The 15,128-nt window shown below is 46.2% G+C and carries 12 protein-coding genes; 6 read left to right on the top strand and 6 right to left on the bottom strand.

Features of this window, described 5'->3' with window-relative positions; genetic code table 11:
• The first annotated feature begins 165 nt into the window (after positions 1 to 165).
• The 5 genes from NSQ55_RS29885 (at position 166) to NSQ55_RS29865 (ending at position 4,141) form a co-directional block, all read left to right on the top strand.
• Positions 166 to 699, top strand: coding sequence for a YceI family protein (locus NSQ55_RS29885; protein ID WP_076278212.1), 534 nt, complete (start codon positions 166 to 168; stop codon positions 697 to 699).
• A gap of 265 nt (positions 700 to 964) precedes the next feature.
• Entirely contained in the window at positions 965 to 1,900 is a 936-nt protein-coding gene (locus NSQ55_RS29880; protein WP_339170580.1) for a LytTR family transcriptional regulator DNA-binding domain-containing protein, read from the top strand.
• Positions 1,901 to 2,004: 104 nt separating this feature from the next.
• Positions 2,005 to 2,850, top strand: a complete 846-nt coding sequence (locus NSQ55_RS29875) for an ABC transporter ATP-binding protein (protein WP_339170578.1) — start codon at positions 2,005 to 2,007, stop codon at positions 2,848 to 2,850.
• Positions 2,847 to 3,557: an ABC transporter permease gene (locus NSQ55_RS29870; RefSeq protein ID WP_339170574.1), complete on the top strand. Its 711-nt coding sequence runs from the start codon at positions 2,847 to 2,849 to the stop codon at positions 3,555 to 3,557. Before NSQ55_RS29875 ends, NSQ55_RS29870 begins: the two co-directional genes overlap by 4 nt.
• Before the next feature lie 203 nt (positions 3,558 to 3,760).
• Positions 3,761 to 4,141: a FlxA-like family protein gene (locus NSQ55_RS29865; RefSeq protein WP_076124277.1), complete on the top strand. Its 381-nt coding sequence runs from the start codon at positions 3,761 to 3,763 to the stop codon at positions 4,139 to 4,141.
• 183 nt (positions 4,142 to 4,324) lie between these two features.
• Here NSQ55_RS29865 and NSQ55_RS29860 read toward each other — a convergent pair whose 3' ends face one another.
• The 6 genes from NSQ55_RS29860 to NSQ55_RS29835 form a co-directional block, all read right to left on the bottom strand.
• Positions 4,325 to 6,946, bottom strand: coding sequence for a family 16 glycosylhydrolase (locus tag NSQ55_RS29860; protein WP_339170569.1), 2,622 nt, complete (start codon positions 6,944 to 6,946; stop codon positions 4,325 to 4,327).
• Between the two features lie 136 nt (positions 6,947 to 7,082).
• Positions 7,083 to 8,654 (bottom strand): response regulator, encoded by a 1,572-nt coding sequence (locus NSQ55_RS29855; RefSeq protein ID WP_076181764.1) that lies wholly within the window; start codon positions 8,652 to 8,654, stop codon positions 7,083 to 7,085.
• Positions 8,655 to 8,657: 3 nt separating this feature from the next.
• Positions 8,658 to 10,496: a histidine kinase gene (locus tag NSQ55_RS29850; RefSeq protein WP_339170566.1), complete on the bottom strand. Its 1,839-nt coding sequence runs from the start codon at positions 10,494 to 10,496 to the stop codon at positions 8,658 to 8,660.
• A gap of 148 nt (positions 10,497 to 10,644) precedes the next feature.
• The gene (locus NSQ55_RS29845; RefSeq protein ID WP_339170565.1) at positions 10,645 to 12,309 is read right to left on the bottom strand and encodes an extracellular solute-binding protein; all 1,665 of its coding nucleotides are present in this window, start codon (positions 12,307 to 12,309) and stop codon (positions 10,645 to 10,647) included.
• A 65-nt stretch (positions 12,310 to 12,374) separates the two neighbouring features.
• Positions 12,375 to 13,259, bottom strand: a complete 885-nt coding sequence (locus NSQ55_RS29840; RefSeq protein ID WP_339170563.1) for a carbohydrate ABC transporter permease — start codon at positions 13,257 to 13,259, stop codon at positions 12,375 to 12,377.
• Positions 13,260 to 13,277: 18 nt separating this feature from the next.
• Positions 13,278 to 14,198 carry an ABC transporter permease subunit gene (locus tag NSQ55_RS29835; protein WP_076124267.1) on the bottom strand — a complete coding sequence of 307 codons (921 nt, stop codon included), beginning with the start codon at positions 14,196 to 14,198 and terminating at the stop codon, positions 13,278 to 13,280.
• Positions 14,199 to 14,346: 148 nt separating this feature from the next.
• On the opposite strand from NSQ55_RS29835, the gene NSQ55_RS29830 reads away from it, so the two are divergent.
• Positions 14,347 to 15,090 carry a glycoside hydrolase family 16 protein gene (locus tag NSQ55_RS29830; RefSeq protein WP_339170560.1) on the top strand — a complete coding sequence of 248 codons (744 nt, stop codon included), beginning with the start codon at positions 14,347 to 14,349 and terminating at the stop codon, positions 15,088 to 15,090.
• Positions 15,091 to 15,128: the final 38 nt, after the last annotated feature.

Raw genomic sequence — 15,128 nt, 5'->3', positions numbered from 1 at the left:
AACCATTCTGAAATCGGATTTACGAGGAAGCCGCAAAAATGCTAAAACGCTACTGACACAACGTTGTCAGTAGCGTTTTTGTATATTAGGTGTATAGCGAGTAGCGCATTGTTTTGGAGATAGGTGACCTTGCTCATAATCTTATTATAGAGGTGGAATTTATTCATGAGTAATATCAAATGGGAAGTGGATCCGGACCACAGCTCCGTCGAGTTTTCGGTGACGCATTTAATGATTAATAAAATCAAAGGAGTATTTGAGCGTTTCCAGGCGATTTTAAGTTTTGATCCCAACGAGTTAACGACCATGGGTATTCAGGCTTCCATAGACGCAAATAGTATCACAACTCGCCAAGCGCAACGAGATGAACATTTGAGGGGCGACGATTTCCTTCATGCTGCCAAGTATCCAACCATTGCATTTCAAAGCACCAACTGTGTCTTTGCTGGTGAGCGGCAATATGAACTTACAGGCAATCTAACACTGCATGGAGTAACCCAATCTGTTACTTTTCATACTGTTTTTGAAGGACTAAACAAGGACCCCCGCGGACGGGAACGTGTAGGATTTCATTCAACAGCCAGTATTGATCGTAATGAATTTGGATTGAAATTCAACTCGCCTCTGGAAACGGGTGGAATTATAGTCGGAAATGAAGTGAGGATCGAGCTTTGTATTGAGGCAATTAAAATAAATTAGTGACCCTAAAGACTATCCTTTTATCGGGATGGTCTTTATTCAAAACTTGCTGTTACAGAAATTGCGCTGAACCGTATTACTAATTAATTTACTCTTGCACCGAGCGGAGAAGCTGCTTGGGCTTTTTTTATGTGCAGAAATGACTAGAAGATGCCTTGACTTATATTTGCATTAAATATTACCTAAATCGTATTTATCGAGCAGGAAATAACAGGAACTAAATTGAAAAAGTATACCCTATAGCAGCACTGACCGGGAGGATGGCATGCAATTTCAACCAATTTATTATAATGGGGAATTATTTCTACCGAAGATCGAATTAAATATGACACCGAATCAATCGGTTGGCATCATAACGGACTTGAAGCGAAAGCAGCTTTTAATGAATCAATTAGGTGATCATTCCCAATATTATTTATTTCGGGCTGGGCAAAACGAGTATATGCGTTTATCGGTGGAGGAACTAATCACTTTTCTAATCAGAATAACGGAGAGGAATGAGCGTGCCGCTTCGTTGATAGATTATTTTGCTTTAAAGGAAGAACGGAAGGTAAAGATCAAGGATCTAAGCTCATCGAAAAGAATGTATGTGACATTGCTGCGTGTGTTTTTTGCGCATCAGCCTACATTTGTACTGGAGGAACCCTATTTTTACTTGGAAGAGCAAGATTGTCGTCAACTCAAACGGATTCTTGATGATCTTTCACAAGAAAAGCAGATTTTAATTTTAACTTCGAATTTAGAGGATGCCCTTATTTCCTGTGATGCCATTTATCGGTTGAACGAATCGGGATTTCATCCATTGGATATTCGGGACTTCGACGAGGATAAGCAGGAAGTACAGAAACAAGACGAGGCCAATATAACCTTGCAGAAGATCTCTACCAAAAGAAATGACAAAGTGATTTTATTTAATCCGCCTGAAATTGATTTTATAGAAAGTGTAGAGGGGTCAATCCTTGTTCATGTGGGCGGTGAAAATTATGACTGTGCGCTAACGCTGACCGAGCTCGAGCAGAGATTATTAAATTTCGGTTTTTTTAGGTGTCACCGATCCTATATTGTTAATCTGCAAAAAGTAAGAGAGATTATTACATGGACGAAAAATAGCTACAGCTTGCGATTAAATACAGGTCAAGATGCCGTGGTTCCGTTATCCCGTTCAAAATTGTCTGAATTAAAAGCTCTTCTTAACATTTAAAGGGTACCATTCAGGCGCTTACAGCTACATTTCGGCGCGTTTTGATGGCAGGGAGCATGTAATCTGTATATGTTTAAGCCATCAACACTAAGGATGTGGAGTTAATGAATGTTATCCGGGTAGAACGTATCCGTAAGAGATTTGGAGAAAAGGATGCGTTAGCAGATGTTTCTTTTTCAATTCCTAAGGGTGAAATTTTTGGTTTCCTTGGCCCGAGTGGCTCAGGCAAAACAACATTAATCAAGATTCTAACGGCACAATTAAATCCGACAAGTGGACAGGCAAGTGTATTTGACCAGCCCGCGGAGATGATGCAGCAGTCTGCTCAGAAGATGCGTTTTGGCATTTTGACGGATAACAGTGGTCTATATGAGAGGTTAAGTATTGAGGAAAATCTGGAGCTGTATCGTAAGCTATATGATCTTCCCAAATCTGCGGTCGACAAGGTGCTGCAGTTTGTAAACTTAAGCGGAGAGCGCAAAAAGAAAGCCAACCTCTTATCCAAAGGGATGCGTCAGCGTGTCATGCTGGCATGCGCGATTATCCATGAGCCGGAATTATTATTTCTGGATGAACCAACTTCGACTTTAGATCCGGTAAACACAGCACATATTTATAAAGGCTTACGCTACTTAAATGAGAAAGGAACAACGATTTTTCTGACTACGCATGATATGTCTGAAGCAGAATTGATATGCAACCGTGTAGCGATTCTGTATCAGGGACAAATCCAAACCATAGGCTCTCCAAAGGAACTTAAACGACAGCACCGGGAGAACGTAATTTGTGTGGACTTAATCAATGGGGAAACCTACGAGCTCCCGATCGATGAGGGGGCGGCTGATCAAATCGCGGATTGGATGAAGCGGGGGCTAATTGACCGGTTAGAGATGAAAGAACCAAGTCTAGGTGATATCTTTATTAAAATGACAGGAAGTGAGCTACTATGAGTATCTCATACAAACGTGCCCGGGCGATATTTGTGAAGGATTACAAAGAGTTTTCACGTAACTACGCGCTGTCCATTATGCTGATTTTTCCTATTATTATCGCTCTGATTTTCAAGAGGGCAGGTGCGTCTTTACCTGGAGCCAGCGGTTTTCTTTTTAATAGTTCGTTTGTATTGCTAACATGTTTCGCACAAGCCTGCTTGATTGCGGAAGAGAAGGAGCGTAACACTTTACGGTCATTAATGATGACACCGGCTACGACCATGGATGTACTAATCGGTAAAAGCAGTTTGGTCTTTTTCATGTCTGTTGTTGTTCTCGCTATTTCCACATTATTATTTGGCTATGAGCCAGCTAATATATGGGCGTTTGTGGCAGTAATCATTCTTTCGATTATTCTGTACACTGCAGCCGGGACGATCTGCGGCTTATTCTCCAAGACGTTGCTTGAAGCCTCATTATCTATACTCCCTGTGGCGTTCATATTTATGGGGGCACCGTGGGGAGAAGTACTAGCGAAGGATTATCCGGTCTTCAAAGTGCTGGATTACATGCCAAGCAGTCAGCTTGTGCATCTGCTGGGTCTAAGTAATACAGGTTATACGACGGGCGATGTATTGAAACCACTCCTCATTAATTTGGTATGGACGGTTGTGCTAACAGTAGTGTCTGTCATTTTGTATCAGCGGCGGTTGAAGGACGAGTAAGGGAGCTCTGAAGGGACTTTAGCCAGCCTTTGGTGGGTCTTTGGTAGGGTTGAAACAAGCGGCCGACTGAGACTATACGACGATTATTTTCCAATTGAGGCTGTGATGTTGTCATGACGGGGCTTGCCGGGTAATAAAGATGATTAGAACTTTCAAATTTGGCTGATTTTGGATTGGGAGCCAAGGAAACGGGGGGAAAGATCATGGCGGCACAGACAGTATCAGGCATCAGCTCCGTACAGACCATTGCGGCCTACGGCGGTACACAGAGTGATGTCAGTTCTCTGGAGAAACAGCGAAACCGGCTGATGATGGAACTGGATAAAGTGAATGCGGCACAAGGAAGTGAGATGCAGACGCCTTATCGCCGGGAGCAGCTGCAGCGGCAAATCCGGCTGCTGGAGTCCCAACTGGTACAGAAAAGCGGGAGCAGCACCTCCGTAAATTTTGTGCCTGCTTCTCCGCTTCAGGATCACCTCCCCCTTTGGGGAATTGAAGGAAAGGGAGGCCTCAAGGGCATCGGCCTGACTGATCCCCGGACGGCGACGGTGGACGCGGAGGGTCATTTCGACGCGTTAATTTAGGCAAGCGAGCGAAGGTGCGGAAAGCGTCAGGTGATGAACTGACGGCCCATAATCATGAGGCTAGCTGAGCTTCCACCGAGGAGACCAGCAACACGGTAGAAACAACAAAATAGGCGAGAGGGAAGCTTCAACACTTCCTCCTCGCCTATTCGTGTTCATGCAGTTGCTTAGCGTTCAACTACTTTACTCTGGTGTTCCTTGGGTTACCCCATGGATATACGAGAGCGTTGGGGAATCGACGGCCCCTTGTCCCGGATTATAGGTGAAGGAGTACTCGATGGTATCCCCGTGTTGCAGGTGATTTACAGGGTAGGTATAGTTTCCGTTTCCTGCTGGGGTCATGGCTACGTTTAGCTGCCCACCGTTATTTAGCTTATAGTGTAAGTCGGCAAAGGTTGCGCCGTTCACATAGAACAGCAGGTCGTCACCTATTTTCTTCAGACCCCGCACCTCATCGCCGACGATGATAACACCGGATGATGATGCCGGTACAACAGTGATGGTGGAGAGGGCTGTTTTATTGCCGTCGGCTGTTGTAGCCGTTACGGTTGTTGTGCCTGGAGTGAGTCCCGTCACGAGACCGTTCGGATTCACGGAAGCGACGCTGGTACCTGATACGTTCCAAGTGACCTGCTTATTGGTTGCATTAGACGGGGCAATATTGGCGTTCAACTGCACAGTCTGTCCGACCTCCACCTGCGCAGTAGTTTGATTCAGAGAAATACCGGTAACCGGTACGTTTACCGGATTCTCGCTGTTGCCTTCTTTATAGACACGAACATAATCCACTTGCATTGTTGCAGGAATATCGGACGGATCTGGGGTATGGCCGCTGTCGAAGTGCCCGCCGATCGCCAGATTCATAATGATGTAGAAGGGTTGATCGAATGGGGCGTTCGGATTGTTAGGTGCAGCTACGGAATACCATTGATCTCTACTGACTTTAAAGAAGAACTTGCCGTCCACATACCATTTCATATTATCTTCTTCCCAGATCATGGAGTACACATGATAATCATTGGCGAAGGTCTGGCCTTCAGGGAAGTGATATTCACCAGCAATATATCTGTTTACAGGCCATTGTCCGCCAAAGTGTATGGCCCCGCTGGTCGTGCCGGGCAAGCGTCCTTTGGCTTCCATAATATCAATTTCTCCGGATGCGGCCCACGCTCCATAAGCGGTATCTTCCGGAAGCATCCAAAGCGCTGGCCAAACGCCGTTACCTGTAGGCAGCTTAGCACGAATATCTACTCTGCCGTACTGGAAGGACAAGTGATCTTTGGTGTTAATCTTGCCGGATGAGTACTGGGCATACCGGCTTGGGTCCTGTGGAAAGGATTTTGAATCGTTCAAAGCTCTGATATTCAGCTTTCCGTCCTGTACAAATACATTTTGTGTACTGTCTGTATAGTGCTGCAGTTCCGCGTTGCCCCAGCCCCAGCTATTCGGATCGTCAGTAATATAATAACCTTGTTCGTGGCTCCATTTGCTCGTATCGAGTGCTGTTCCGTTAAATTCATCCTGCCAAATGAGATTCATGCCCTCTATCGCCGGGTCGTTTGGTGTTCCGATGGCAATGTCATCATGATCGGATACATCCGGACGTGGGGCATCTGGATTACCGATAAAGGTATAGTTGACGTAATTGTTGCCGACACTTCCGCCCGCCTGTCCATTTAATGGATAGCCAATACGGATTTGCACATCCTCTTGGACGGGCTGGAACCAAAGCCCATAGATATAGTCAGCCCAATATCCCCACTGGTTGGCATCGGACATGTTGTTATAGCCATTGCCGGCGTATACAAATCCGCTTTGGCTGGAATCACTCATAGCAACCCATTGTCCGTTGATGTTAATTTGGTATACGTAATTTCCTAGCTCAGTGCCTATTGGAGCGCCCCCATCAATTTTGGGTAGCGGGACACCTATTACACCTTTTGCATCTGCGGTAAAGGTCGTTCCCTCATAAGGAGTTAAGACATATGAATTTCTTACAGGTTTATTAAAGGTGAGGGTATAAACGACGTTAGCCGTTGAGGTTTTCGATTCTAACTTGACGTTGATAGACTCTGTTACGGTGAACCAGTAGCCACCGCCGCCTTCGGTGAATTGTCCGAAGTTGTTATCGTAGATCCAGCCGCTGGCTGCATTATTGTCAATATCAATCCATGTACTGCTGCTTACAGGTCTTACATATACCTTCAGATCTTCAGCTACAGCTTCATAGGTAACGGCCGGATCATTGTTGAAGGTAGGATAAGTAAAGCCTGCACTTCCTGTAAATCCTGCTGTAATCTGCGGCCCTTGTGTAGGGGCCATAGCAGTAATGGTCGTTTTGTTTATGTTTTGAAATACCAGGGTGTAATCAAGTGTAACTCCATTAGCCTTGGAGAATAGCTGAATCTCCGTTGTTGTGGAGAGAGTGAACCAATAGCCATTCAAGCCACCGTCGCTCCAGTGTCCCCAGTTTTGGTTGTAGGTATAGCCGCCTGCATTGTCAATATCCACCCAGTTTCCAGCAACTTTTACTTTTACACCGACGTCATCGGAAACATCATTCCAGGTGGCAGAGCCCCCATTAAATGTAGGCATGACGAAACCATAGCTAGCTTGCCCAACCCCTGATTTTGAGATGACAGGACCGTCTGCTGCTGAAAAGTAAGACATAGAGGTAACTGTGGTTCCTGCTGCCTGCACCTTTGAAGTCGGCAATAGGCCAACCCCGGCTAACAGTACTACTGCTAAGAACAAACTAAATACCTTCTGCTTAAAACCACTCTCCGTATTGTAAAGTCGTTTCATACTTGCCCTCCTTTAATAAAATAATGAAGAAACGAAACCGCTTACATTTAGGGACATCTCTATTCTATCGAATATAATAATCAGCTAAAAGGTACAATTATTTTTGTTCTAACCCAATTTTTTGGCTTTTGATTATTTATAGCGCTGTGTCACGGTACTTTTCCCCGCTGTCGTGCTTCCGGCGCATCATTTGCCGATATTCTGTGGGCTGCATATCCATGACATCCCGAAAGGATCGTGTAAAACTTTTGTAGCTTTCATACCCTACCATGGTGGCTACCTCTACAATTTTATGATCGGTTTCGGCCAGCAGCCGCCGGGCTTTATCCAGGCGCACATCGCGCAAGTATTCTGCAAAGCCTTTGCCGATATTTTTTTTGAACAGGTTAGAAAAATAGGCATAATTAAGCGACACGTGATTCGATACCATCGCGAGATCCAGGGGTTTATGATAGCTTTCGTGTATAAAGCGTATGGCTTCATTCAAATCTTGCGAGTTGCGATAGCTGCACTTATATTCATAATAAAATTGGTTCAGCCGAAGCAGCTGTTGTTGCAGCGCCTGAATATAATCGCGAATACCCGGATAATCGAATAGATTTCGTAAACATTCGATGTCCAGCGCTTCTTCCCCCATGTACGGGCGGATCACACGTACAGATTCCTCCAGCATCTGTACAATGGCACGGCATAGCTGCTGTGTGTATTGGATGTGATAGCGTTGCAATGTATCTTTGTGAAATATCATAGAAATGCCTTGGGTGATTGTACCGCTGTTTTTGGTGCCGATTAACTGAAACAGGGCGTATAACTCTTCATAGGGAAGCTCCCACTGCTGCTCCAGTCGCTCAATATGTGTTGGCAAGATGCAGCTCTTCTCTGGAAATAGGTAACTGTGGCGATAGAGCTCCAACGCTTGTGTATAGCTGCGGGGCAACTCCTTCAATCCTTGCTGCGGGCTGGTCATAGCAGTAATGGCATCTATTTGTCCTGCTTTGAGGGCGGCCGGGAAGGCTCCCGTATCTACGGCCGCATCAACCGCGAGAATCAGGTACGGGCGGTGTTGCAGGCATATACACCCTCGTCTGCCATACACACGGTAGGCAAGGGATTCCATGCTGTGGCTACTGTCGGCTCCCGGTTGGTTAATCCATAATTCCTCCCGCAGCAGACACAGGCGGTAATTACTCCACAACTCTGGATTCTGTTGCTGGGTCTGGATAACCCACGCCTCATCAATCATTGCACCCTGCATGAACATACTCAGTTCTTTGCGGTCTGTCTCCCGGGCGCGGCGCGAGATATGCTCCATATTACGCGAGAGCGTCTGCCGTGTTTTTATCTCATTCGCTACATGTTCTACTGCGGTTTGCAGATCTTCACGTTTCACAGGTTTGAGCAGGTAGCCCTTTGCTCCAAGTTCGATGGCCTTTTGAGCATAGGCAAAATCACTATAGCCGCTAATAATCAGATAATCTACCTCGATGTGCTTCTGTTTGCTCTGCGCCATCAGCGTCAGTCCATCCATATCGGGCATCCTGATATCAGTAATCACCAGTTGGATGTTGTGCTGACTCAATATATCCAAGGCCTCAATTCCGTTTACTGCACAGTAAATATTGTCCAGCTGCAGCGCAAATTGGCGCAGCATAGCCTGCAGCCCATCACGAATGTGCTTTTGATCGTCCACAATTAGAATATTGATCATGCCCTACCATCCTCCAAGATTCACATTTTCCCAAGGCAAACGTATGGTTACACAAGTATAGGCGCCCTGCACACTGTCAATCCAAAGACCGCAGTCCTTACCATAATGAAGCTGTATGCGCTTATGCACGTTCTCCAAGCCCAGTCCGTTTTTGCTGGTAACAATCGGTGAATCTGAGTCGCCCCGCAGCACAGCCTGCAGACTGGACAGCATTTCCGGGTCAACACCTGCCCCATTATCTCTTATCTCAATTAACAGAAGGCTGTCATTTTCTACCAATACGGTAATTTGGATATGTACGCTGCCGCCCGAGGGCGCTGCATGATGAACGGCATTTTCGACGATGGGCTGCATGCACATTTTAGGAATTGTATAACGCAGTACCTCCTGCGGGAGATCGGCCGTCAACTCAATGCTGCCATCCTCCATAAAGTTTATGAATCGGACATAGCTGTGTATGTTGGCAAGTTCTTCGCTAAGCGCAACCGTATCGCTGCGCCATTGCATGCTGTATCGCAGTTGTGAGCCTAAAGACACCAACGCTTCCGCGATAGCCTGCTGTCGCTGAACCTCCGCGAGCATACGGATGGATTCCAGCGCGTTATATAAAAAGTGTGAATTGATCTGCGAATGCAGCGAGTGCAGTTGTGCATTTTTGGCGATCAGCTGTTTATCTACCACTTGGGTCATCAGATGTTTGATTTCGTCTAACATATTATTGTAGCTGACGGCCACCTCGTCGATTTCGTCACCGGTTTCGTTTTTATCCAGGCCGGTATCAATTTTCGCATCCAGTTGGCCTTGCCGCACCTTGCGCATAGAAACCAGCACCCTGTCGAGCCGGCGAAAAATGCGCCGAGTGGTATGTGAAACGAGCAGTAACATCAGCAGCAATACACATAATGTGATCGCTACTACGAGCAAATACCAGCTTCGTGGGCCTTTCATCAGCGCTTGATGAGAGGCAATATCCACTACATAGGCGTTCAGTGGGGCGATGTAGCGATATAACGCGTAGTAAGTATGGTCGCCTACCTTTACCTTAATGGGGCTACTCTGCTGCAGCACATCCAACCGCTGGTGAATGCTGCCTAGAATTTTATCCAATTCTTCACCGGCATTTTGAGAAAAAATATGCTCAGGATTGTATACCGATCGGGAAGAGTCGGCTCCATCCATCACTACAGAAAAGAAATCCCCCCCGCTATCCTCAAGCAAGTCACTGAAAAAGACGCTATGCTGGGCGCGGATTTCCATAATGGTAGGGAGCTTCTGCTGTTGCCCCTGAAGGCGTACCAGCCGGTAATAGGATAGCGTATGCTCTCCATCTTTAAAAGCAAATAAGCGGTATGCCGCACCGCCTTCCTCCCGAAGTGTCACCCAGTAGTCCTTCGGCCAGAACTTGTCATAATGATAGATTTCAGGCCAAATCTCAAATAGGTTTGGATTATCGACATAGAAACTGAGCTCGCTGATCATCTCGTAGCTTTGAATGATATTATGCATTTGCTCAAATTGATTTTGTCTAAATTTTACGAGACGCAGGCCATCCCCGCGCATATTGGAGTGAATAAAATCTACAAAAGCCTTTTGATTCAGCGCAGTAGAGGAAGCGTTCTCAATAATACCCATTTTGCTGCGCAGCTGTTCGTTAATTCTTGAGACATGACTGCTGCCGGTAGCCATAGCGTCCTTGTATAGCTGACTTTCCTGTGTGCGGATAAATAAAAAGGATACCACAATCGCAGGGATGGCAATCATCATGCTAAAGGCCAAAAACAATTTTTTGGAGATGCGGGAATTACGGTACAGCTTCTTCATTTTAGTCAGCAGATACTTCATTTAAGTAGCCTCCTACCCTTGTAATATACCATATATTACAAACTGCCCGGTAGGTAACTAGGCTGTTTTGTTAAATGGTTAAAAGAAGCGAAAAAGGGAATACCGGCCAACCTTTCGGTGGCCGGCAGTAATCTTTATACGGGCATTATTACTCTGACATTTTGGATTTTCGCACATCCAGTTCAGCCTGGCGGTATTCCATCACCTTGCCAAAGTTGTAATTCTCGCGGCGGTCAAGGAAATTGTCGAAGATTTTATCAAATTCAGCCTCATTCTTGGCCGTAATTAGCTCAGGGAGTACTTCCTCCCAATTTTGCGAAATACGGGACCAGGCTACCGACACATCAGAATCGCCCTGTGGATCTAAGCCCTTATAGATACCGCTATCAATATCGGCCTGCTTATTGGCGAAGTCTTCCATTTGCTTAATGACAGGAGATTTCTCCGGTCTCCACTGGTTGACGATTACAGGGTTTCGCATCATCCAATAGGTATCCATGATGCCGTATTCTTTCTCCAGCTTCTCAATATCAGTGTCGAGTAATTTTACCATTTCAGGCTTCAGTTGCGGCTTGCCATCCACCATCTCCCATGTTTCGCCTTCCTTGCCAAGGAACAAATCTCGCTGGCCTTCTTCGCTGGCCAGATAGGTCAAAAAGCGGATGGCTCGTTCAGGGTTTTCGGTTGATTTGCTAATCATCGTCACCATCCAGCCGTCCATGTTGCCAGGGAATAACTTAGGGTTATCGCCCTTGCTGTTCTTTGGCCCATCGACTGCGATGTAGTAAGAGTCCGGGTTGCCGCTAGCAGCCAGCATAGGATTGACAGCCGACATACCGGTCCACTCGCGGACCATCATGAAATAGCGGGCGTTGTTTGTTTTTTCCTCTACCTGAGTATCGGAATCCACCAGGAAATCCACATTAATCAACCCGCGCTCGTAAGCCGTACGGAAGGTTTTAAGCCAGGCAATATAATCGGGATCGGTAATGCGGTCGTATACTTTTCCGTCTTTCTCATGCGGTACGGCCAGTAGGTTCTGCAGATATTCGGTCATCCCGTAAGGGACGTTCCCTTGTGCAAAAAAGGGACTGATGGGCTGGCCTTTATATTGGGAGTACTTATCCTTTACCAGTTGCAGTGCGTTCAGAAAGCCCTCTGGAGTGCTAAGGTCCGGGCTGCCCATCTCCTCATACAGATCTTTCCGCACCAGGAAAGTCTGGTTGGCGGCCGTCATGCCAGTTTCATGCATCAGGTTGGGGCTATATGAATCATTCGGAACGCCATAGGTATTGCCATTTTCTTGACGATACCACTTCAGTGTACCGTCCCCGGCCACCTTGAAGAAGTAAGGGTCATACTTATCAGCTAATTCATTTAAGGCGTAGACATGATCGCCTTCCCACAGCTTTTTGACAGCGGTTTCCCACGAACCCATTGATATCAAGTCTGGCAGCTTGCCCGAGGTCATCATTAGGGTAATATGCTCATTCGCTTCACCAGAAGGTACTTCAAGCTTGATGTTTACGCCTGTTTTTTCCGTTACGTACTTGGAGGTCAAGCTGTCTCCCCAAGTGTGGGTATACCAGTTAGCACCTACGAACCAGGTCAAATCAACAGGGCTGGTATCCAGCTTCCATGCCGGATCATCGGGATTGAGCTTTGCTTCACTCTGCGGCGGCTGTGTACTATCTGTAGGCTGTGGTGTTGGCTTATTTTCACTATTCGTTGAATTGGAACACGCGGCTATGCCTAGCATCAGGCTTGCGGCCAGAACGAGGGTCAACCCCGGCTTAATGAGATTGCGTTTCATGACATAATCATCCTTTCTTTGCTGCTTCTGAATTTTTGTATACCAGTTTCTAGACACTCACACTCTTATCCCTTAATGGCGCCAATCATTACACCTTTGACCAGATAGCGTTGAATGAAAGGATAGACTATCAGAATAGGCAGTGTGGCCACCATCATGGATGCAAATTTAATAGAGTTGCCGGGAAGTCTTGCGCCGAATTGCGCCATAGCTTGCTGCTGCATGAAGGACATAGAATTCTCCGCAATGATTTTGTACAGCATGGTCTGTAGTGGCAGTAATTCCTGCGAACGGATGTAGATGACCCCCTGGTAATAATCATTCCAATGATAAACGGCTGAAAAAAGCGATATAGTCGCAATGACAGCCATGCTATTGGGCAATACGATTCTGAACAGGACAGCATAGTCTGAAGCACCGTCTACTTTCGCAGATTCCTCCAGGCTGTCAGGTATGGTGCGGAAGAAGCTCATGAAAATGACCATATTAAAAAAAGTGTACATAGAGGGAATGATGAATATCCAAAAATTATCATATAATCCCAGCTTCGTCATCAGAATAAATGTAGGGATCAGCCCGCCTGAGAACAGCATCGTAACCAATGCGATTTTAAGATACAGCTTGCGTCCGATCAGATTAGACTTGCTCATTCCGTAAGCAATAATGGCGGTAAACAACACATGCGTTGCTGTCCCGATGACTGTGCGCAGAGTGGTGATGTAAAAACCGTTCATCATTGTCTTATCATTGAACACAACACTATAGCTGGCCAGCGATAATTCTTTGGGAAACCAGTTGACGGTGCCCAGGGATGCCTGCTGCGGCGCATTAAGCGAGTTAATGAATACAAACCACATCGGGTATAGTGTTAAAAAGCAAACCGCCAGCATCAGCAGGGTGTTGCAGACCTCAAATACTCCAATTTGCCGAAATCTTTTGCGTCTTTCCATACCTCTGTCCTCTCCCTTCTAAAAAATGCTGTCGCCGGTTAGTTTTTTGGATGTGTGATTTGCCAAAAACAACAAACCTAGCGCCACAATAGAGCGGGCGAACAGGACGGCTGTTGAGAAGGAATGGCGCCCGGAGACCAACCCCATGTTGTAGATATACAAGTCTAGGCTTTCCGCCATCCTCATGTTCATATTGTTCTTCAACATAAAGATCTGCTCAAAGTTACTGCCAAGTATCCCGCTGACAGCGAGGATGAACAAAATAGCGATGGTGGGGCGTATACTCTGAATGGTGATATGCCACATCCGCTGCCGCCGGTTTGCGCCATCCAGCTCAGCCGCTTCGTACAACCCCGGATCAATGCCGGATATTGCCGCTATGTAGATAATGGCGCTCCAGCCGGTTTCTTTTAACGTATCGGTAAAAAAGGTGATCCACCAAAAGTACTTAGGGTCGCTGTTAAACAGGATTTCGCGTTCCTGGAGCCCGATCGCCATCATCAACTGATTGATCACACCGCCCTCGCCCAGCCAATTGAGCGCAATGCCGCCAAAAATCGTCCAGGCAATAAAGTGCGGCAGGTACGAAATGGTTTGTACCGTTCGCTTAAATCGAAGACTCCGTATTTCATTCAGCAGCAAGGCAAACAAGATAGGAATGGGAAAACCCAGGACCAGCTTGATGCTGCTCATCCCCAGAGTATTGCGAATCGAACGCCAAAAACGCTCATCCGTCAAAAAATCCTGAAAATGCTTCAGCCCGACAAACGGTGATTCTAGTAAGGGTTTGGCGATGCTGTAGTCCATAAATGCAATAATGAGCCAAAACATAGGGATATAACAAAAGATAAACATCCAGATGATTCCCGGGATAACCATGCTTTGCAATTGCCACTGCTTAAAAAGCGCTTTCATTTGTTCCGTTCTGTATTGGAACATTTTCCGTGCCCCCTTTCTATTTCATCGTATGAAAAAGCGTATAGGAAAAAAAGCCCATGATTATCGACCCTATCCCATTTTTTTAGATTTGTTTGACCAGCCGCAAAAATTAAGTATGCTGTGATTAAATGAAGGGAGTGTGCAAAGGATGAATAAACCTATATGGGAACAGAATTTCTTAGATAGAAATGCCGATTTGAAGCTATGGAATATCCGCCTTGGCAACGACTTATTAGATAATGAAGGTAATCCCATAGACCCAGGTTGGGGCAACGGAGAACAGCAGTATTACACGGATCATTCCAGCAATCTGTACATCGATGAATTTGGCTTAAACCTATGCGCACGCAGTGAATCCTATGGAAAGGATGGGCGCAATTTTGCATATACCTCGGCTCGTTTGGATACAAAGGACCATTTTTCCTTTTGCTATGGGAAGTTAGTTGTGCGTGCAAAGCTGCCGGTGGGGCAAGGGGTTTGGCCTGCCATCTGGTTGCTTCCGCAGGAACAGGCTTACGGACCTTGGCCAGCTTCCGGCGAGATTGATATCATGGAAGCCAAAGGCCGCTTGCCTCAGCAAATATCCGGAACACTGCACTACGGAAAGGATTGGGAACATCAAATCGTCGAGGAGTTCTCGCACCATTTTGAAAGCGGAACCATTAATGAATTCCATGATTATGCACTGGAATGGACCGCCAGTTCGATTCGATGGCTGGTAGACGGACATTGCTTTGCCGAGCGCTGCTTGGAGCCAGGGGTTATGCCCTTTAACGAGTCATTTTATCTGGTGCTGAACCTTGCAGTGGGCGGCTGGTATGACAATGTAGCGGTTGACGAGGCTGTACTGCCAGCGGTGATGACGGTTTCAGGGATATGGCTGTACCCATAATTAAGAATCTTTGTGAGGCTCTATTATCGATTTTCAAT

The organism is Paenibacillus sp. FSL H7-0943, from assembly GCF_037963265.1.
GTDB lineage: Bacteria > Bacillota > Bacilli > Paenibacillales > Paenibacillaceae > Paenibacillus_AQ > Paenibacillus_AQ odorifer.
The sequence above is the reverse complement of the archived record's forward strand: the minus strand, read 5'-3'. Positions and strand labels throughout refer to the sequence as shown.